General features: G+C 59.2%; 18 protein-coding genes. 7 read left to right on the forward strand and 11 right to left on the reverse strand.

Features of this window, described 5'->3' with window-relative positions; all coding sequences use genetic code 11:
- The first annotated feature begins 52 nt into the window (after positions 1–52).
- The 7 genes from smc (at position 53) to nusB (ending at position 8,693) form a co-directional block, all read left to right on the forward strand.
- Positions 53–3,655, forward strand: a complete 3,603-nt coding sequence (gene smc / locus PHV01_RS03370; protein WP_337289739.1) for a chromosome segregation protein SMC — start codon at positions 53–55, stop codon at positions 3,653–3,655.
- 94 nt (positions 3,656–3,749) lie between these two features.
- The gene (gene ftsY / locus PHV01_RS03375) at positions 3,750–4,616 is read left to right on the forward strand and encodes a signal recognition particle-docking protein FtsY (protein WP_337289740.1); all 867 of its coding nucleotides are present in this window, start codon (positions 3,750–3,752) and stop codon (positions 4,614–4,616) included.
- A 102-nt stretch (positions 4,617–4,718) separates the two neighbouring features.
- Positions 4,719–5,834 (forward strand): bifunctional diaminohydroxyphosphoribosylaminopyrimidine deaminase/5-amino-6-(5-phosphoribosylamino)uracil reductase RibD, encoded by a 1,116-nt coding sequence (gene ribD / locus PHV01_RS03380; protein ID WP_337289741.1) that lies wholly within the window; start codon positions 4,719–4,721, stop codon positions 5,832–5,834.
- Between the two features lie 12 nt (positions 5,835–5,846).
- Positions 5,847–6,497, forward strand: a complete 651-nt coding sequence (locus PHV01_RS03385; protein ID WP_337289742.1) for a riboflavin synthase — start codon at positions 5,847–5,849, stop codon at positions 6,495–6,497.
- A gap of 20 nt (positions 6,498–6,517) precedes the next feature.
- The gene (locus PHV01_RS03390; protein WP_337289743.1) at positions 6,518–7,732 is read left to right on the forward strand and encodes a bifunctional 3,4-dihydroxy-2-butanone-4-phosphate synthase/GTP cyclohydrolase II; all 1,215 of its coding nucleotides are present in this window, start codon (positions 6,518–6,520) and stop codon (positions 7,730–7,732) included.
- Positions 7,733–7,754: 22 nt separating this feature from the next.
- Positions 7,755–8,219 (forward strand): 6,7-dimethyl-8-ribityllumazine synthase, encoded by a 465-nt coding sequence (gene ribE / locus PHV01_RS03395; protein ID WP_337289744.1) that lies wholly within the window; start codon positions 7,755–7,757, stop codon positions 8,217–8,219.
- Between the two features lie 36 nt (positions 8,220–8,255).
- The gene (gene nusB, locus PHV01_RS03400) at positions 8,256–8,693 is read left to right on the forward strand and encodes a transcription antitermination factor NusB (protein ID WP_337289745.1); all 438 of its coding nucleotides are present in this window, start codon (positions 8,256–8,258) and stop codon (positions 8,691–8,693) included.
- 144 nt (positions 8,694–8,837) lie between these two features.
- On the opposite strand, the gene fabF is transcribed toward nusB, so the two are convergent.
- The 11 genes from fabF to sucC form a co-directional block, all read right to left on the reverse strand.
- Positions 8,838–10,073, reverse strand: a complete 1,236-nt coding sequence (gene fabF / locus PHV01_RS03405; RefSeq protein ID WP_337289746.1) for a beta-ketoacyl-ACP synthase II — start codon at positions 10,071–10,073, stop codon at positions 8,838–8,840.
- Positions 10,074–10,193: 120 nt separating this feature from the next.
- The gene (acpP, locus tag PHV01_RS03410; RefSeq protein WP_117278035.1) at positions 10,194–10,427 is read right to left on the reverse strand and encodes an acyl carrier protein; all 234 of its coding nucleotides are present in this window, start codon (positions 10,425–10,427) and stop codon (positions 10,194–10,196) included.
- 85 nt (positions 10,428–10,512) lie between these two features.
- Positions 10,513–11,265: a 3-oxoacyl-[acyl-carrier-protein] reductase gene (fabG, locus tag PHV01_RS03415; RefSeq protein ID WP_337289747.1), complete on the reverse strand. Its 753-nt coding sequence runs from the start codon at positions 11,263–11,265 to the stop codon at positions 10,513–10,515.
- Between the two features lie 5 nt (positions 11,266–11,270).
- Complete coding sequence (gene fabD / locus PHV01_RS03420) at positions 11,271–12,212, reverse strand: ACP S-malonyltransferase (protein WP_337289748.1); 942 nt, start codon at positions 12,210–12,212, stop codon at positions 11,271–11,273.
- Between the two features lie 20 nt (positions 12,213–12,232).
- Entirely contained in the window at positions 12,233–13,216 is a 984-nt protein-coding gene (locus tag PHV01_RS03425; protein ID WP_337289749.1) for a beta-ketoacyl-ACP synthase III, read from the reverse strand.
- 16 nt (positions 13,217–13,232) lie between these two features.
- The gene (plsX, locus tag PHV01_RS03430) at positions 13,233–14,231 is read right to left on the reverse strand and encodes a phosphate acyltransferase PlsX (protein ID WP_337289750.1); all 999 of its coding nucleotides are present in this window, start codon (positions 14,229–14,231) and stop codon (positions 13,233–13,235) included.
- 27 nt (positions 14,232–14,258) lie between these two features.
- A complete protein-coding gene (rpmF, locus tag PHV01_RS03435; protein WP_337289751.1) occupies positions 14,259–14,441 on the reverse strand; it encodes a 50S ribosomal protein L32 in 183 nt (60 codons plus the stop codon).
- Between the two features lie 25 nt (positions 14,442–14,466).
- The gene (locus tag PHV01_RS03440; protein ID WP_337289752.1) at positions 14,467–14,976 is read right to left on the reverse strand and encodes a DUF177 domain-containing protein; all 510 of its coding nucleotides are present in this window, start codon (positions 14,974–14,976) and stop codon (positions 14,467–14,469) included.
- A 90-nt stretch (positions 14,977–15,066) separates the two neighbouring features.
- A complete protein-coding gene (ndk, locus tag PHV01_RS03445; RefSeq protein WP_337289753.1) occupies positions 15,067–15,513 on the reverse strand; it encodes a nucleoside-diphosphate kinase in 447 nt (148 codons plus the stop codon).
- Between the two features lie 32 nt (positions 15,514–15,545).
- Complete coding sequence (gene sucD, locus PHV01_RS03450; protein ID WP_337289754.1) at positions 15,546–16,415, reverse strand: succinate--CoA ligase subunit alpha; 870 nt, start codon at positions 16,413–16,415, stop codon at positions 15,546–15,548.
- A 21-nt stretch (positions 16,416–16,436) separates the two neighbouring features.
- Positions 16,437–17,612: an ADP-forming succinate--CoA ligase subunit beta gene (gene sucC, locus PHV01_RS03455; protein WP_337289755.1), complete on the reverse strand. Its 1,176-nt coding sequence runs from the start codon at positions 17,610–17,612 to the stop codon at positions 16,437–16,439.
- Positions 17,613–17,778 lie beyond the last annotated feature (166 nt).

Genomic DNA, 17,778 nt, shown 5'->3' on the forward strand with positions numbered 1-17,778 from the left:
CCATGAATCACGGTAGAGCGGTGCTAAGAGCTGCCGGCGGTCAGCGTAGGCGATGCGGCTTCTGCGACTAACCGCGTTCGGCTTCAAAACGTTCGCCGAGAAGGTCGAGGTGGCCTTCGAGCCTGGCGTGACGGCCATTGTCGGCCCGAACGGCTGCGGCAAGAGCAACCTCTCCGACGCGATCCGTTGGGCCCTCGGCGAGCAGAGCGCAAAGCTGCTGCGCGGCGATCGAATGGACGACCTGATCTTTGCCGGCAACAGCGCCAGGAAACCGCTTGGCATGGCAGAGGTCTCTCTGATCTTCACTGATAACTATGGCAACATCCCGACGGAATTTCATGAGGTGACGGTCACCCGTCGATTGTATCGTTCCGGTGAGAGCGAGTACCTCCTGAATCACGTTCCCTGCCGGCTGCGCGATATTACCGATCTGTTCCTGGATACCGGGTTAGGGAGTGAACCGTATGCCCTGATCGAACAAGGGCACGTCGGCGACATTATCAGCGCCAAGCCATCCGAGCGGCGAGTCCTGATTGAGGAAGCTGCCGGCATCATGACCTACAAGGTCCGGAAGAAATCTGCGCTTGTTAAGCTGGAGGCGGCGGAGCAAAACCTGCTCCGGGTGAGTGATATCATCCGGGAGGTGGAGCGGCAAAAGAACTCCCTCAAACGACAGGCGACCAAGGCGGAGCGTTATCGCACCTACCAGGACCGGGCGCTTGAGCTCAAAGGTTTTCTCAAATTTTCCGAATTACAACAGTTGGGGCAACAACTCTCACTGCTCCAGGACTGCACGACGGCAGCACAGGGCGAGGTGGATGCGGTGCAGGCCGCAGTGGTTACCGTAGAGGCCGAACAGGAGGCCGTACGAATCCGCGAGTTGGAGCAGGAACAGGTCAGGGCTGCCTCGCAGGAGCGCCTACACGAACTGAGAAGTCAACTGTCTCGCGATGAAGCCGAGCTCAACCATCTGCGACAGATGCTGAATGAATCAGCGCTTCGGAAAAAGGAGCGACAGGACCGCTCGGCACACCTGCAGAGTCGACGCGTAGCCTTGGCACAACAGGAGGCTGAAGCCGGAGCGCAGGAACAGCTTCTGGCCAGCGAGCTACAGGCCAGCCGCGCGCAACTCGACCTTAAGTCTTCGGAATTACATGCGCTGGAGGAGATGATCGCGGAGATGGCGCGAGCGCTTGAGGCCAAACGACGGCGTCTCGTCCAGGATACGGCAGTTCTGGCAGACCGTCGTAACCACCTGACCGGCCTCCGAGAGCGACAACGCCTCTACGGCACACAGCATGATCTGGCCGTCGAGCGCAAGGCTCGGATCGAGCAGCAGGATCGCGACCTCGTCCCCCTGGAGGAGGCACAGCACGCCGTCATCGAACGCGCGGTCGAACAACTGACCTTACTGCAGGCAGAGCGGCAGGAACTCGCCAGACAGACGGCGGAGGAGGAAACTGCACGGGAGGCCAGTAAGCCTCAACTGGACGCGATCCGGGAGGAGTCAGCCAAGCTGCGCAGCCGCTTGACTTCGCTCATCGAACTCAGTCAAAGCTTCGAAGGGTATGTCGATGGCCACCGGTACCTGCTCCAGCAAAAAACCCAGGGCGAGACAAGACTCGAGGGGTTGCGGAATTCACTGGCTGAGTTGCTTGAGGTGCCTGCTCAGTACGAGCGCGCTATCGAAGCACTGCTCGGCGATGCCTTGCAGGGTCTGGTGATGCAACGGCCGGAAGACGTCAAAGAGGCCATTCGATTGCTCACCGAGCGAGGACAGGGTCGCGCAACCTTCCTTCTTCTCCCCGAAGCGATCGGCGATCGGCGATCGGCGGTCCGCGCTCAGGACGGGACGGCCGCAGCCCGGCTGCGTGAGATGCTTCCTTCCTCAGGCGCTTCGGTCGAGGGTCTTGCGCTTGATCTGATCCGCTGCGCCGAATGCGATCGGCCGCTGGTGGAAGCCCTGCTCGCCGACGGGGTCATCGTCCGAGAGCTGTCCGATGCGCTCGCTCTCAGCGCCTCTCTCCCCTCCCCGTTTGCGATAGCCACGCTCACCGGCGAGGTCGTCACCAGTCGGGGAATCATCGCCGGTGGTCCTGGAGGAGGTTCCGGTATCCTTCCACGACGACGGGAAATCGCCCGACTTCAGGGTCGCGTCCGGGAGTTGCACGATAACCTTCAGGCGGTCGAAGCCTCATGGGAAGCGTCCTGTCGCCGCTCAGCACATTTTGCGGAATCGTTGGAGTTACTGAACCAGCGCCTCCACGAACTGGAGATTGATCGTCTCAAGGGGGAGGCGTCGTTCTCTCATACGAGTGCGGAACGGCGCCGTCTCTTACAGCAGATCGAGGTGCTGACCTATGAAGTCAAGAGTCATGAGGAGGACGCTCGTGTACTCGCCGAGGAGATCCACACGCTCGAGGACGCCCTTTTGGCGCTCCAGGGACGAGACCAAGCTGCTCAAATCGAAATCTCTCAGCTCGAAACCGAGGCAGTCGCCCGACAACAGGAACGGGACGGTCTCATTCGGGAGGTGGGGGAATGCCGCGTCCATCTTACGGCGCTGCAAGGCCAGCGAGAGATCTTGACTCGTGGCCTTGCCAGAACGGTCGAAGAGCTGGGACAGGTGAGGGGCGAGCTGGAGTCGCTCGAAGGCGAGCTCGCCGAACAACAGCTTCGAGAAACGAAGATGGAGGCCGCCGTGATACAGCTTCAGGAACGGCTGACTTCCCTGGTTGAGGAGGAGCAGGCGGCGCATCGGCTTGTCGTTGCACAGGACGAGGCGCGCCGAGAATTGAGCGAGAGACGCCAGTCCATTGACGAACGCCTTCGGGGGCTGAAGCAGTCGCTCGCAGAAAAGCAACAGGCCTGGAGTGACGCGGCGATCCGTCTCGCCGAACTGCGAAACACCATCTCGCTCCTTGAGGAGGCGCTGAAGGAAGAAGGACCTCACGAGGTGGAGGCTATTGCGCTGCGACTCTCCAGCAGCGGCCTTGATGTCGAAGCGGCCAACAGTGAACTCGCGGATCTTACGGCCAAGATTGCTGAGCTGGGCGCGGTCAACATGGCTGCCTTGGAGGAATATCAGGAACTGGCTGAGCGGCACCGCTTCCTCTCCGCTCAGGTCGAAGACCTCTCATCATCTGCTCACTCACTCCGAACAGCCATTTCGGAGATCAACCACACCATTCAACAGCGGTTCAGCGAGACACTCAAGACCGTAGCCGGCCATTTGGATCGATTGTGGAGTTGCCTCATCCCGGGAGGCCAGGCGTCTCTCACCTTAGTCGAACCCGCTCCTGGGGAGCAGGAGGAGCCAGGCGTCGAGATGGTCGTTCGGATTCCAGGTAAGCGCGCCACCCTCAATCTGCTGTCCGGAGGCGAGAAAGCGCTGGCCGCGCTGGCGCTCCTGCTGGCGCTGTTTCACACGCGCCCCAGCCCATTCTGCCTACTTGACGAGGTTGATGCCCCCCTCGATGATGCGAATGCCGAGCGTTTTGCCTCGCTCCTGAAGGAAATGGCTGCAAGCGCCCAGTTCCTCCTCATCACTCACAACAAGCGGACGATGGCGACCGCCGACCTCCTGTACGGAGTCACTATGGAAGAGCACGGCGTTTCGAAACTCCTCTCTCTTCACATGGGCCGAGCCGCCTGAGAGAAGAAGATTGACTCTGCTGACGAACGACTCCCCACGCCAGGGCCTGTTTAAACGACTTGTATCCGGACTCGCTCGAACCCGCCAAGGATTGGTGGGGCAGATTGAACGGCTATTCGGCACCAGTGCCCCCAGTGCCGAGCATCTGGAGACGCTGGAAGAGCTCCTGATCGCCGCCGATTTTGGCCCTGCACTGGCGCAACAACTCATAACGCCCCTTCAGGAGCGTCTCAGCCGCCGTGATCTCAGCAACATGGACCAAGTAGAAGCCGCCCTCAAGCGTGGTATCCTTGCTGTCCTCAACGAAACCGCACCGCCCTCTTTATCCAAGGACCCTCAGACGAAACCGCAGGTCCTGCTTTTTCTCGGAATCAACGGGTCCGGGAAGACCACCACCATCGGGAAGTTTGCGAACCGCCTCATCAGTAACGGCGGACTCGTGGTGTTAGCCGGAGCCGACACCTTTCGGGCGGCGGCTATCGAGCAGCTTCAACTGTGGGGCCGACGTGTGGGCGCCGATGTCATCTGCCACCAGGCCGGGGCCGATCCCTCTGCGGTGGTGTTCGATGCCGTCCAGGCCGCCTGCGCACGCGGCGCCAGCCACCTGCTTATCGATACGGCCGGCCGCCTGCACACCAAACGGAACCTGATGGAGGAGTTGAAGAAGATCCAGCGAGTCATCTCGCGTCAGATGCCGGACGCGCCTCACGAACGGATCCTGGTACTCGATAGCACCTCCGGCCTGAACGCACTGGTCCAGGCGAAGCACTTTCACGAGGCTGTGGGACTGACGGGTCTGATCCTGACCAAGCTGGACGGTACCGCAAAAGGGGGCGTCGTGGTCGCGATCGCCGATCAGTTGAAACTCCCGATCACCTTCGTCGGCCTGGGCGAGGGCGTTGACGATCTGCAGCCGTTTGTCCCGGAAACCTTCACGGACGCCCTGTTCGCACGGTCCTAATCCCCCACCCGTTCCGTTTTCGGCTTGACACCCACCTTGACCCAATGCTAGGGTAACTGCATGTAATTCCTCAGAAAGTCCGCTTTCCCTCATTGAGGCCAGATGTTCAGTCCTGACGACGAGCTATTCATGCGGCGTGCCCTTTCTCTTGCGGCAAAGGGGTACGGACGCACAAGTCCCAACCCAATGGTGGGTGCGGTGGTGATGCGGGACGGCTGCATCATTTCCGAGGGATACCATGCGCGAGCCGGCGAGCCACACGCAGAGGTGATGGCGTTGGAGAGCGCGGCCGGGGCGGCGAACGACGCCGACCTCTATGTCACGCTTGAGCCGTGCTGCCATCACGGTCGAACCCCACCATGCACCGATCGGATTATTCAAGCCGGCATTCGTCGGGTCGTTATTCCAACCCTTGATCCTAATCCGCTCGTCTCCGGCAGAGGCGCGCAAATGCTGCGCGCGGCAGGGATTATCGTCGAGCTTGGGCTGTTGTCAGAAGAAGCGGCGAGCCTCAACGAAGCCTTTGTAAAATTTATCAAACGTCGCATCCCGTTTGTGCTCCTCAAGGCCGCAATCAGCCTGGACGGTAAGATTGCCACCCGGACCGGAGACGCTCGGTGGATCTCCGGGGAACGCTCGCGCGAGCATGTGCACGCGATGCGGGATCAGGTGGACGCGATCATCGTCGGGATCGGGACGGTCCGGCGCGACAATCCCAGGCTTACAACCAGGCTCCAAGAGGGCGGGCGCGACCCGATCCGGGTCATCGTAGATGGACTCGGTACGCTGCCGCTGGATGCGCAGGTCTTTCAAGCCGGTGCCGCCTCGCGAACCTGGGTCGCCGTCGCCTCCGATGCGCCCGCTGAGCGAATTAGAGCCCTGCTTCGCCGTGGACTAACGGTACTCGAAGCTGGCGACTCCCATGGACGGGTTCGCCTTACACACCTCCTGAAACTCCTCGGCGAGCGCGAGGTGACAAGTGTGATGATTGAGGGCGGAGAGGGTATCTTCACCTCTGCCATTGAAGAGGAGATCGTCGATAAGTTCCGTCTCTTTGTGGCCCCCCTGCTGGTGGGAGGGAAGACCGCCCCAAGCCTTTTCGGGGGAGCAGGCGTTGAAGAGATCAGCCATGCCTTCCGGCTGCATCGCTTGCGCATGGAACAACTGGAAGACGACCTGTTGATTGAAGGATACCGCTCGAGGCATGAAGAAACCTAATAAGCCAACGGGATGTTTACCGGACTGATCGAAGAGGTAGGCCAAGTCCAGCGAGTGCGCCGGGAAGGCGCCATCGCGAAGCTTGCCATTACAGGGCAACAGATCGCCTCTTCCCTCGCCATCGGGGACAGCATTGCGGTCGATGGGGCCTGCCTCACGGCTACAAGAACGACGCCTCCCCTGTTCGAGGCTGATCTGTCCGAGGAGACCTTGGCGCGTACAACCCTAGGAGAGCTCCGGATCGGCGATCCCGTGAACCTGGAACGGCCCTGCCGACCGACGGATCGACTCGGAGGTCACTTCGTCACCGGCCATATCGACGGGGTCGGAACCATCCGCGAGATACGCCAGACCGGGGGGATGTGGTGGTTCTCAATCGCGTACCCTGAGGCGCTGCGGCCTCTGCTTGTGGAAAAGGGATCTGTCGCGGTGGGTGGAATCAGCCTGACGGTAGCCGATCTGGACAATCGCTCTTTTGGGGTAGCCATCATTCCCCATACCTATTATCGTACCACGCTGGAGAGGAAGCAGGTCGGGCGGCGGGTCAACCTGGAAGCGGACCTGCTTGGAAAATACGTCGTCCGATATCTTGAGGGACTCGGACCCCTCACGAGGAAGGCGGGGCTCACCGAATCGCGACTCCGGGATCTGGGGTTCGTTTGAGCCGTGCCCACGGAGTAGCCATGGAGAAAGCGATCCATTTTCATACCATCGAAGAAGCGATACGAGACCTGCGCGACGGCAAGATGATACTCGTCGTCGACGACGACGATCGGGAGAACGAGGGCGACCTCACGATGGCCGCGGAGAAGGTGACGCCGGAGGCGATCAACTTCATGGCCACGCAGGGGCGAGGGTTGATCTGTATGCCCGTCATCGGCGAGCGGTTGGATCAGCTCGGCATCTCGCCGATGGTCACGGACAACACCTCCCCCCACGAGACTGCTTTCTGCGTGTCCGTCGATGCCAGACATAAGGTGACAACTGGAATTTCAGCCTACGACCGGGCGATCACGATCCAAACCATCATCGACCCCAAGGCGACAGCCGACGATCTCACCAGCCCGGGGCACACTTTTCCACTCCGCGGACGAGATGGAGGGGTGCTGACGCGCGCAGGGCATTCCGAGGCCGCTATTGACCTCACCAGACTGGCCGGCTTGTACCCTGCCGGGGTAATCTGCGAGGTCATGCACGACGATGGAACGATGGCCCGCACACCGGAACTGCATCGTTTCGCCCGCAAGCATGATTTGAAGTTAATCACCGTGAAAAGCCTGATCGAATTTCGATTGAAGCGGGAGCGATTCGTCAGTCGCATTGCCACGACTACGCTGCCGACCCCATACGGCCGATTTACCGCGATCCTGTATAACAGTCAGATTGAGAATAAACACCATCTGGCCTTGGTCATGGGGGAGATCAATGCGGTTGAAGAGACGCTGGTGCGGGTCCACTCCGAGTGCCTCACCGGCGACGTCTTCGGCTCCCTTCGATGCGATTGCGGACCGCAGATGGATAAGTCGCTCGAGCTGATTGCCAACGAGGGAAAGGGGGTCTTTCTGTATATTCGACAGGAAGGTCGGGGCATCGGCCTCGAGAACAAGCTGCGCGCGTATGAGTTACAGGATAATGGCCTGGACACGGTAGAGGCCAATGTGAAACTGGGGTTCCAACCCGATCTCAGAGAGTATGGGATCGGCGCTCAGATCCTGTCTGACCTTGGATTGTGCAATATCCGGCTACTGACCAACAATCCACGAAAGATCGTCGGGCTCGAGGCGTACGGTCTCCATGTGGTGCAGCGGGTCCCTATCGAGATTCACCCTAACATTGAGAACCGTGCGTACCTGCGAACCAAGCGCGAGAAGCTCGGCCACCTGCTCGAAACGGTATAATAGTCAGCATGGGAGGGGTGCGGTGAAGACGACCGAAGGGATATACCAAGCCAGAGGATTTCGATTCGCCCTTGTGGTGAGTCGGGTGAACGAGTTGATCGCCAACCGGTTGCTGGAGGGGGCGCTTGACTGCCTGCTCCGCCATGGCGCGGAGGATGGCGACCTGCACCTGGTGAAGGTACCGGGCGCCTTTGAGCTGCCGTACGCAGCCAAGCGCCTGGCTGTCTCGAACCGTTACGACGCGATCATCGCGCTGGGCGCCGTCATCCGAGGCGCCACCGCACACTTCGAATACGTCGCGGGGGAGGCCGCGAAGGGAATTGCGGCGGCCAGTCTCGACACGGGGGTGCCTATTATCTTTGGCGTTATCACCGCCAACACGCTGGATGAAGCGATCGAACGGGCCGGGACCAAGGGCGGCAATAAAGGGTTCGAGGCGGCGCTCTCAGCGATTGAAATGGCCAACCTCTTCGCCCAACTCAAATAGTGTACAAGCGAGAGGGTTGTACCTACAACACCGACAATGGGTAAACGTCACCGCGCCCGGGAACTCGCGCTCTCGCTCCTGTATCAGCTTGAATTTTACCCACTGGAGGCCTTTGAGGAGCAGTATCAGGCCTTCTGGGGAGAGCACCCCGTTAAACCAGAAACCCAATCGCTGGCTGAGGAGTTGGTCAGAGGCACCCTCGACCACCGAAAGTCGATCGATGAACTGCTCTCCTCGCATGTCGAACACTGGATCCTCTCGCGGCTGGCGCTCGTGGATCTTTGCATCCTTCGATTAGCCGCGTTTGAGCTGCTCTTTTACGGAAAGACGCCCTGGAAGGTCGCGATCGACGAAGCGATCGAGTTGGCGAAGGCATTTGGGGGAAAAGACTCTGGCGCCTTTGTCAACGGGGTCCTGGACAAGCTCTCCGCCTTCGCCAAGGACCGCTCCACCGCCCCCCTGATGGAAACGTAGGCGCTCGCCCCTCACACCCATCAACAGTCAATAGGATAGGAAATGCGGTATGACTATACGCCTGTCCTGGGACTAATCGGCTGGTTCTGACGTCCTGGTTCTGTCAAAAGCGATGTAGTGGAGGCTTAGCAGGAAAGATGCTCGCTACGGATACTGCTTGAAGACTAGGGTAGCATTGGTTCCGCCAAATCCGAACGAGTTGCTGACGGCGACCCGCACCTCAGCGTGGCGTGCTCTGTTTGGGACGTAGTCAAGATCACATTCAGGGTCCGGCTCATCGTAGTTGATGGTCGGCGGGATCACGCCATGGTGGAGGGTCAGCACGGTGGCCACCGATTCGATACCCCCAGCGGCGCCCAAGGGGTGTCCGGTCATCGATTTGATGGAGCTCACCGCCAGTCGATAGGCGTGATCTCCAAATACCTTCTTGATCGCCTTAGTCTCGGCGGCATCGCCTGCTGGCGTTGATGTTCCGTGGGCATTGATGTAATCCACCTCTTCCGGCTGGAGCCGAGCAGACTCCAGCGCGAGGACCATCGAGGCGATCGCGCCGGCCCCTTCCGGCTCTGGTGCAGTCATGTGATAGGCATCAGCCGACATCCCGTAGCCGGCTAACTCGGCATAAATCCTGGCGCCGCGCTCCAGCGCATGATCCAACTCCTCAAGAATCAGGACGCCCGCGCCCTCCCCCATCACGAAGCCATCGCGTCCCTTATCGAACGGTCGGCTGGCGCGCTGCGGCGCATCATTTCTGGTGGACAGAGCCTTCATGGCGGCGAATCCTCCGATCGTCAGCGGAGTGATGACGGCCTCTGTTCCACCCGCAAACATCACATCGGCCATCCCTCGCCTGATCAGTTCGAACGAGTCACCAATCGCATGATTCCCTGTCGCGCAGGCAGTCGAGACGCATGAATTAGGTCCGCGGAGTCCGAAGCGTATGGCGATATGACCGGAGGCCAGGTTCGTGATAATCGAGGGAATGAAGAAGGGACTGATCCGGCCAGGTCCTTTTTCCAGCAACGTCTTATGCGTTTCCTCCAGGGCGGGGATTCCGCCCATGCCGGTGCCGATAAGGACACCAATGCGACTTCGTTCAACATCCTTTACCGTGAGCTGGGCGTCACCCACCGCCATAATGGCGCCGGCCAAGGCGTAGTGGATAAACCGGTCCATCTTCTTGACCTCTTTCTTCTCCATATAGAGAAGCGGGTCAAATCCCTTGACCTCTGCAGCGATCTTCGTATCGTGGCAACCGGCGTCGAATCGAGTGATATGGTCGATCCCTGAGACCCCGTTGACCAGGTTATCCCAGAAGGTTTCGACACCGATGCCGTTTGGCGCTACTACGCCCAACCCTGTCGCGACGACTCGCCTCATAGCCTCATGTCCCAAGCGCCCACCAATGGCTTACGCATACAGATTGCCGATTTTCGATTAACGGATTAAAATCCCCGATCACCAATCCGCAATCAACAATGAACAGGTAGGCCAGCCATGTCACGCGGGATGCGCCTTGATATGTGCGATAGCGTCTTTCACGGTCACGATCTTCTCAGCCTCCTCGTCAGGGATCTCGATACCAAACTCCTCCTCCAGGGCCATTACCAACTCCACCGTATCAAGCGAGTCGGCGCCCAGATCTTCGACGAAAGAAGCCTCCGGCGTCACCTCGGTCGCATTAACGCCCAATTGGTCCACGATAATCTTCTTGACCCTCTCCTCGATCTCCATCACGTCAGCCATCGTCCCCCCTCTCTCCCCGGTCCCTGTCTGCCGCCAGGCAGGTCAGTACCGCCTTATAGATTACGCTCGCATCTTACGTTCGCAACCCGCCATCGATCGTAATTATCTGACCTGTAATATAGCTTGCCGCTTTTGAAACCAGAAACGAAACCAGGGCAGCCACCTCCGCCGGATCCCCGAACCGACCCATAGGGATCTGGCTGAGGTAGGTCCTCCTGCGATCCTCAGACAGGACCGCGGTCATCTCGGTTTCGATGAATCCTGGAGCCACCGCATTCACCGTGATCGACCTGGAGGCAACCTCCCTGGCGACAGCCTTGGTGAAACCGATCAGGCCCGCCTTCGCTGCGGAGTAGTTAGCCTGTCCAGGAATCCCCATCGTCCCTGCAACCGAGCTGATATTCACGATTCGACCGCTCTGTGCCCTGAGCATTGGTCGAAGTGCCGCTCGGGTCGTAAAAAATGCTCCCTTCAGGTTGACGTCCAGGACCGTATCCCAGTCCTCCTCCTTCATCCGGATCAGGAGCCCGTCCCTGGTGATGCCGGCGTTATTGACCAGAATATCAAGACGACCGAAACGCTTGATGCTGGCCTGAATCAACCCCTCAGCGTCCGACTCCCGCGAAATGTCCGCGGCCACTGCCGCCCCGGTCGCCCCGACCGCCTCGATCTCGGCAACTACCCCCTCGGCTGTCTCCAGGTTTCTCCCGCAGATGGCCACATTTGCACCCTCCGCCGCAAGCTTCAGCGCAATTGCCCGCCCAATCCCACGCGAGCCACCGGTGACGATAGCTACCTTCCCTTTAAGTTCGATCGTTGTTCCCATCGGGATTAGAAAAGTGCCTTCGCCTGATTGATCGCAACCTGCAACGAACTCAGATCCTCTGCATAGAGCGCGGTCACCTCAGGGGCAATCCGCTTGATCAGCCCGGTAAGCACCTTTCCCGGACCAAGCTCCAGGAAAAGGGTGACGCCTTCTTTCACCAGCTTTCGCACCACATCCTCCCACCGCACCGGACTGGTGACCTGGCGGACGAGACTTCCGGCGATCTCTTCCCTGCTCATCAGGAACTCGGCGTCGACATTGTTGACCAACGGGACCAACGGGTCGGCAATCGGAACCGCTTGAAGCACAGCGGCCAATCGCTTGCCTGCCGGCCCCATCAAGGAACAGTGAAAGGGTGCACTCACCTGCAAGCGCACGGCTCGCTTGGCGCCACGTTGTTTGGCCAACTCGATGGCATGCTCGACCGCCTTCGTCTCTCCTGCAATCACTACCTGACCGGGGCCATTGAGATTAGCAACCTCGACGACCCCATGGCTGGCAGCCTCGCCACACACCGTATAGACGCTCTCCTTGTCGAGACCTAAAATGGCCGCCATAGCGCCGGCGCCAGGGACCACCGCCTCCTGCATGAACTCGCCTCTCTTTCTCACCACGCGAATCGCATCTTCAAATGCGAGGCTACCGGCCGCCACGAGTGCCGAATATTCACCAAGCGAATGACCGGCCACATAGTCAAACTTAACTCCCTCACACTGAAGCGCAGCAAAGGCGGCCATACTGACCGCCATGATCGCCGGCTGTGCATTCGCAGTAAGCGTGAGCAACTCATCGGGGCCCTCGAAGCAGAGGCGAGCCAAGTCGATTCCCAGAGACTCGCTCCCCTTTTCGAAAAACCGACGGGCTTCAGGGACCTGCGCCCAAAAATCTCGCCCCATGCCAATCCGTTGCGAACCCTGACCGGGAAAAACCAGCGCGAGCGCATTCATCAGGCGTCAGACGCGCACGCTCACCATCGGATGAGCGCCGATCCCCAGGTGATCCCGCCCCCGAAGGCCGTCAGCAACAGCAAATCACCACATTTGAGTCGTCCTGTCCGGACGGCTTCATCCATGGCAATGGGGATAGAAGCGGCAGAGGTATTCCCATAGCGGTCAATATTCATGAAGATCCGCTCCCGCGGAAGACCCAGCCGCTCAGCCACCGCATAGATGATTCTGGCGTTGGCCTGATGCGAAATAAAGAGATCAATGTCAGAAACTTCTGCCCCGTTGGCCTTCAGCGCGGCTATAGCGGCATCTTCCATCGACCGGACTGCCGTCTTGAACACCTCGTTTCCGTTGGGCATCCGGATCGTAATCAGCTTCTCGTCAATGACCTTTTGGCAAGCAGGCAGTCGTGATCCCCCCCCCGGAATAATCAGATGTTTCCCCTTTGATCCGTCTGAATAGAGATGCGTGGAGAGGATGCAGGGATCAGCGGTTGTTCGCTGGAGGAGCACCGCTCCCGCCCCATCGCCAAAGAGAACACAGGTACCTCGATCGCTCCAGTCAACTACCTTGGAGAGGGTGTCGGCCCCTATCACCAGGATGTTTCGCATGAGACCTGCCCGCAAATAGGCATCGGCGACTGACAGGCCGTAAATAAAGCCGGTACACGCAGCCAACAGATCGAAGGCCGCCGCGCGCGACGCACCAAGTCGCTCCTGCAGCACACATGCGGTAGAGGGGAAAAACATGTCTGGGGTCACCGTATTCACGAGGATCAGGTCCAGGTCATGGGGCTCAACCGCAGCGGCCTCTAGGGCGCGTCGAGCCGCCCCCTCGGCCAGATCCGAGGTTGCCTGGTCGTCGGAGGCGATTCGCCGCTCCGAGATCCCCGTCCGGGTGACAATCCACTCATCGCTGGTGCTAACCATCTGCTCCAATTCGGCATTGGTGAGGATCCGATCCGGAACCGAGGCCCCTGTGCCAGCGATCTTGCTACCGTACATCACATGCGTCCTCTCGCTAACTGACGGCGATCCCTTCTATGATATGTTCGATCACCCTGTTCTCGACGCATTCGGCGGCCGCCCGGATCGCATTCTTGATGGCCTTGGCGGTCGAGCGGCCGTGGCCGATGATACAGACCCCTCGGACCCCAAGCAGTGGCGCGCCACCGTACTCCGTGTAGTCAACCAGCTTCTTAAAACGCTTAAATGCGCCTCGAGCCAATAAGGCGCCGGCCATCCCCGCTAACCCCTTCCCCAGTTCCTCCTTGAGTAAGAGCGTAAAAAACTCCCCGGCGCCTTCAATAATCTTCAAGGCAATGTTTCCGGTGAAGCCATCGCAGACGATGACATCGGCAGTCCCCATGAGGACCTCACGACCCTCGACGTTCCCGATGAAGTTCAGAGACTGCTCCTCTTCAAGCCCCCTGAAGGCCTCTCGAGTCAGTTCGTTCCCCTTGCTCTCCTCCTCCCCGATACTCAGGAGACCGACGGTAGGCGATAGCTTCCCCATGATTTGACGCGCATAGACATCCCCCATAATAGCAAACTGCAGGAGATGCCGCGCTTTACAATCAGCATTAGCGCCGACATCCAACACGAGCGACTGACCTTTGAGCGTTGGAACGATGAGAGCGATGGCAGGACGCTCAACGCCGGGAAGCGGACCCAAGGTGATCAGCGCGGTGGCCATTACTGCCCCCGTATTCCCGGCGCTGATAAAGGCATCGGCCTCCCCACTCTTCACCAACTCCAGGCCGACCCGGATTGACGACTGCTTCTTCTTTCGCAAGGCGGCAGAGGGGGACTCTTGCATCCCGACCGTCTCGGGGGCGTGTCGGATCGCAATGCTAAGACCGTTCGTGGCGTGCTGCTTCAGTCTCTGACTGATTTCATCTTCGTTCCCGACCAGCAGCACGGAAAGGTTAAACTCACGGGCGGCAGCTACTGCGCCCTCAACGGTGACGATGGGGCCTTGGTCGCCGCCCATTGCGTCAAGGGCTATACGAGTTCCCATACCTGTTTGCCCATCGGGAGCGGGAGGCTAGACTTCCTCCCGCTTCACAACCTCCCGGCCCCGATAATAGCCACAAGCGGAACAGGCACGATGAGGCAACTTCCGCTCATGGCAGTTGGGGCACTCACTAAGCGCAGGCGTGGAGAGGGCGTCATGGGAGCGCCGTTTTCGTGTCCGGGCATTGCTGTGACGACGTTTCGGAAGGGGCATCGTTCATCCTCCTGGAGTTCAGTGGCTAGGATAAATGTTGAAGGGGAAGAAGCCTTGGATCGTTTTCCTGAACGCGGCACTGGCACGAGCTCTCGTTCAGGTTGATTCCACAACGGGGACATAGGCCGCGGCACTCAGCCCGGCACAGAGGCTGAAGCGGCAGGTTCAGCAAGACATTCTCGCGCAACAGCCGAGACAGATCAAGACGATCACCTTGCATCACATCGACATCCATCTCAGCAGCGCTGAGTTCGCTCTCCTCGGCGCGAAAGGCTTCGCTGGCTCCGGCATACAGAATCGTAAACTGATCAGAGACGGGAACAGAAACCGGCTCGGAGCATCGGCTGCACATCACGACTGCCGTTGTCGTGAAGGTGCCGTTCGCGAGGACGCCGTTGCCCTTTCGCTCCAGATGGAATACGGCCTCAACCGGGGCGAGTGAAAGCCATAATCCTTCAACTCCCTCCCAGCGAGGTTCTTCATGCACTTCAAGATCTAACCCTTCTGGAGGAATCTGTGATCGATCCACCAGCATGGCAAATACTCCCTCAAAGCCAGTCGCATTTTACAAGGGGAGCACTTCCAAGTCAAGGAATTTCCCGACAGAATAGCCGTCGATTCCAGTTCACGCCAACAATGTTTCCCCCCTCCCGACCACGGGAAGAATCTCCAATCGACAGAAAAAGTACGGGATTTCAACGGCCGCTGATGCCGCCGAGTCGGAGCCGTGCACAACGTTCTTCTCAATGCTGGCGGCAAAGTTTCGCCGCAATGTCCCCTCGGCGGCTTTGAGCGGATCAGTAGCGCCCATCAGCGTCCGAACGCGTCGTATCGCCTCTTCCCCCTCGAGGACCATCGCCACACAAGGACCAGAAGTCATGAAACGCGTCAGGCTGTCAAAGAATGGCTGGTGCTGATGCACCTGATAGAACCCCTCAGCCTCTTTCTGCTCCAGCCATACCATCTTCAGCCCACAGACCACCAGCCCTTCCGCCTCAAATCGTCGGATCACCTCACCGATAAGACCCCTCGCTACAGCATCCGGTTTTACAATAGCTAAGGTCTGTTCCATGCTTTCACTCCTTGGTTAAAAGCTGTCAGCCATCAGCTGAGGGCTTCTTTTACAGCGACTCCGATCTCCGCCGGGCTTTGCACCATTGCGATACCGGCGCGCCGCATGGCAGAGATCTTCTCTGTTGCCGTTCCTTTCCCGCCAGAGATGATCGCCCCCGCATGGCCCATGCGTCGCTCGGCAGGGGCGGCAAGCCCAGCGATGTACCCGATAACCGGTTTAGACACGTGACGCTCAACGAATGCTGCCGCCTCCTCTTCAGCAATACCCCCGATTTCGCCGATTATAAGAATCGCCTCGGTCGCCGCATCGCTTTCAAACAGCGCCAGGCAATCGACGAAGGTGGTACCGATAATCGGATCCCCACCGATCCCGATGCAGGTGGACTGGCCAAGATCCAGACGCGTAAGCTGATTCACCGCCTCATAGGTCAGCGTACCACTCCTTGAGATCACACCGATCTGCCCACGCTTGTGGATGTGTCCGGGCATGATCCCGACCTTGGCCTTGCCAGGAGAGATAATCCCTGGACAGTTCGGGCCAATCAAGCGAGTTCGAGACCCATGGAGGACGCGGGCCACCCGCACCATATCCAAGATCGGGATCCCCTCCGTAATACACACTACCAGCGGGACCTCCCCATCGATCGCCTCCAGAATAGCATCGGCGGCAAAGGCAGCCGGGACAAAGATCAAGGCGGTATTGGCACCCTCCTTATCTACGGCCTCTCGCACTGTGTCAAAAACTGGAATCCCCTCGTGACGTACCCCTCCTTTACCTGGGGTGACACCTGCAACCACGCTGGTTCCGTAGTCACGGCACGCCAGGGCGTGAAAGGTGCCTTCCTTCCCGGTAATGCCCTGCACCACCACGCGAGTATTCTTATCTACCAGAATGCTCATGGTTTTTAAAGCTGTCAGCCATCAGCTTTCAGCCTTTTGTTGTCTGGCGGCCTTTACCGCCTTTTCCGCCGCTTCCTGCATCCCATCCGCCGTAATGAACTTTAAGCCGGACTCAACAAGCATGCGCTTGCCTTGGTCCACATTGGTCCCTTCCATCCGGACCACGATCGGCAATGTCACCTGGAGGGAACGAACCGCATGAATTACTCCCTCCGCTAACCGGTCACACCTGAGGATCCCCCCGAAGATGTTGATAAGCACTACGTTCACAGACTGATCCGAGATCAGGATGCGAAACGCATGCTGGATCTGCTCGGCGCTGGCGCCTCCGCCGACGTCGAGAAAGTTGGCCGGCTCACCGCCGACCAGCTTGACCAAATCCATAGTCGCCATGGCCAAGCCGGCACCGTTGACCATGCATCCCACGGTACCATCCAGCTTGATGTAGTTCAGCCCGAACCTTGAGGCCTCAACTTCGAGAGGTAACTCCTCGTCCAGATCGCGGAGTTCCGCCAGATCAGAGTGACGAAAAAGGGCATTGTCATCGATATTCAGCTTGGCATCCAGGGCCAAGAGACGACCCTCAGCAGTGACCACCAGGGGATTGATCTCGACCAACGAACAGTCTTTCTCCTGAAAGAGTCGATACATGGCCGGAAATAGCTTGGCGGCTAAATTCTTCACCGGCTGCTGCAGCGCGAACGCCAAAGCAAGCCGACGGATGTGGAAGGGCTGAAGCTGCGTGGCCGGATCCACTGCAACCCGAACAATCCTCTCCGGATAGTTCGCCGCGATCTCCTCAATCTCAACTCCGCCGGTTCCGCTGGCCATGATCACGGGCCCTGCCGCCCTGCGATCCAGGACGATCCCAGCATAGAGCTCGCGACCGACGGTTACCTGTTCCTCCACCAGAATCCTCTTGACCACCCTCCCTTCAGGGCCGGTCTGATGAGTAACCAGACGGGAGCCAATGAGCCGCTTCGCCGCAGCCTCTGCCTCCTGCGGTGAAGATACCGGCACGACCCCACCAGCCTTGCCACGACCGCCTGCGTGAATCTGGGCCTTCAGCACAGCGGTACCGCCAAGCCGCTCGACAGCACGCCCCGCCTCTACGGGCGTCGTGACCACCTCCCCCTTTGGAACGGGCACCCCGTAGACGCCAAGAATCGCCTTCGCCTGAAACTCATGGATCTTCATGGTTTAGCTTCGATGCAACCCCTTGAGGTGGGGATCGGATTCCTTTCTCGAATATGGAAAGCCCTGAATCTTAACCTTCTATTGGTCTGGTGGGATCGCTGGCGCAGCTCCCCATCCCACAAGACAAAAAAGTGAGCAGGTTGTCCTTTGAGAGGCTGAATCGGTA

The organism is Candidatus Methylomirabilis sp. (assembly GCF_028716865.1).
Taxonomy (GTDB): domain Bacteria; phylum Methylomirabilota; class Methylomirabilia; order Methylomirabilales; family Methylomirabilaceae; genus Methylomirabilis.

Excerpts from the sequence above, each read along its gene's own strand:
- PHV01_RS03425 (WP_337289749.1), bottom strand. The coding sequence starts at position 13,216 with ATGTACGGTAGCAAGATCGCTGGCACAGGGGCCTCGGTTCCGGATCGG.
- rpmF (WP_337289751.1), bottom strand. The coding sequence starts at position 14,441 with ATGCCCCTTCCGAAACGTCGTCACAGCAATGCCCGGACACGAAAACGG.
- sucD (WP_337289754.1), bottom strand. The coding sequence starts at position 16,415 with ATGAGCATTCTGGTAGATAAGAATACTCGCGTGGTGGTGCAGGGCATT.
- acpP (WP_117278035.1), bottom strand. The coding sequence starts at position 10,427 with ATGGAGATCGAGGAGAGGGTCAAGAAGATTATCGTGGACCAATTGGGC.
- nusB (WP_337289745.1), top strand. The coding sequence starts at position 8,256 with ATGGGTAAACGTCACCGCGCCCGGGAACTCGCGCTCTCGCTCCTGTAT.
- fabD (WP_337289748.1), bottom strand. The coding sequence starts at position 12,212 with ATGAATGCGCTCGCGCTGGTTTTTCCCGGTCAGGGTTCGCAACGGATT.
- fabG (WP_337289747.1), bottom strand. The coding sequence starts at position 11,265 with ATGGGAACAACGATCGAACTTAAAGGGAAGGTAGCTATCGTCACCGGT.
- smc (WP_337289739.1), top strand. The coding sequence starts at position 53 with ATGCGGCTTCTGCGACTAACCGCGTTCGGCTTCAAAACGTTCGCCGAG.
- fabF (WP_337289746.1), bottom strand. The coding sequence starts at position 10,073 with ATGAGGCGAGTCGTCGCGACAGGGTTGGGCGTAGTAGCGCCAAACGGC.
- ndk (WP_337289753.1), bottom strand. The coding sequence starts at position 15,513 with ATGGAACAGACCTTAGCTATTGTAAAACCGGATGCTGTAGCGAGGGGT.
- PHV01_RS03385 (WP_337289742.1), top strand. The coding sequence starts at position 5,847 with ATGTTTACCGGACTGATCGAAGAGGTAGGCCAAGTCCAGCGAGTGCGC.
- PHV01_RS03390 (WP_337289743.1), top strand. The coding sequence starts at position 6,518 with ATGGAGAAAGCGATCCATTTTCATACCATCGAAGAAGCGATACGAGAC.
- PHV01_RS03440 (WP_337289752.1), bottom strand. The coding sequence starts at position 14,976 with ATGCTGGTGGATCGATCACAGATTCCTCCAGAAGGGTTAGATCTTGAA.
- plsX (WP_337289750.1), bottom strand. The coding sequence starts at position 14,231 with ATGGGAACTCGTATAGCCCTTGACGCAATGGGCGGCGACCAAGGCCCC.
- ribD (WP_337289741.1), top strand. The coding sequence starts at position 4,719 with ATGTTCAGTCCTGACGACGAGCTATTCATGCGGCGTGCCCTTTCTCTT.
- sucC (WP_337289755.1), bottom strand. The coding sequence starts at position 17,612 with ATGAAGATCCATGAGTTTCAGGCGAAGGCGATTCTTGGCGTCTACGGG.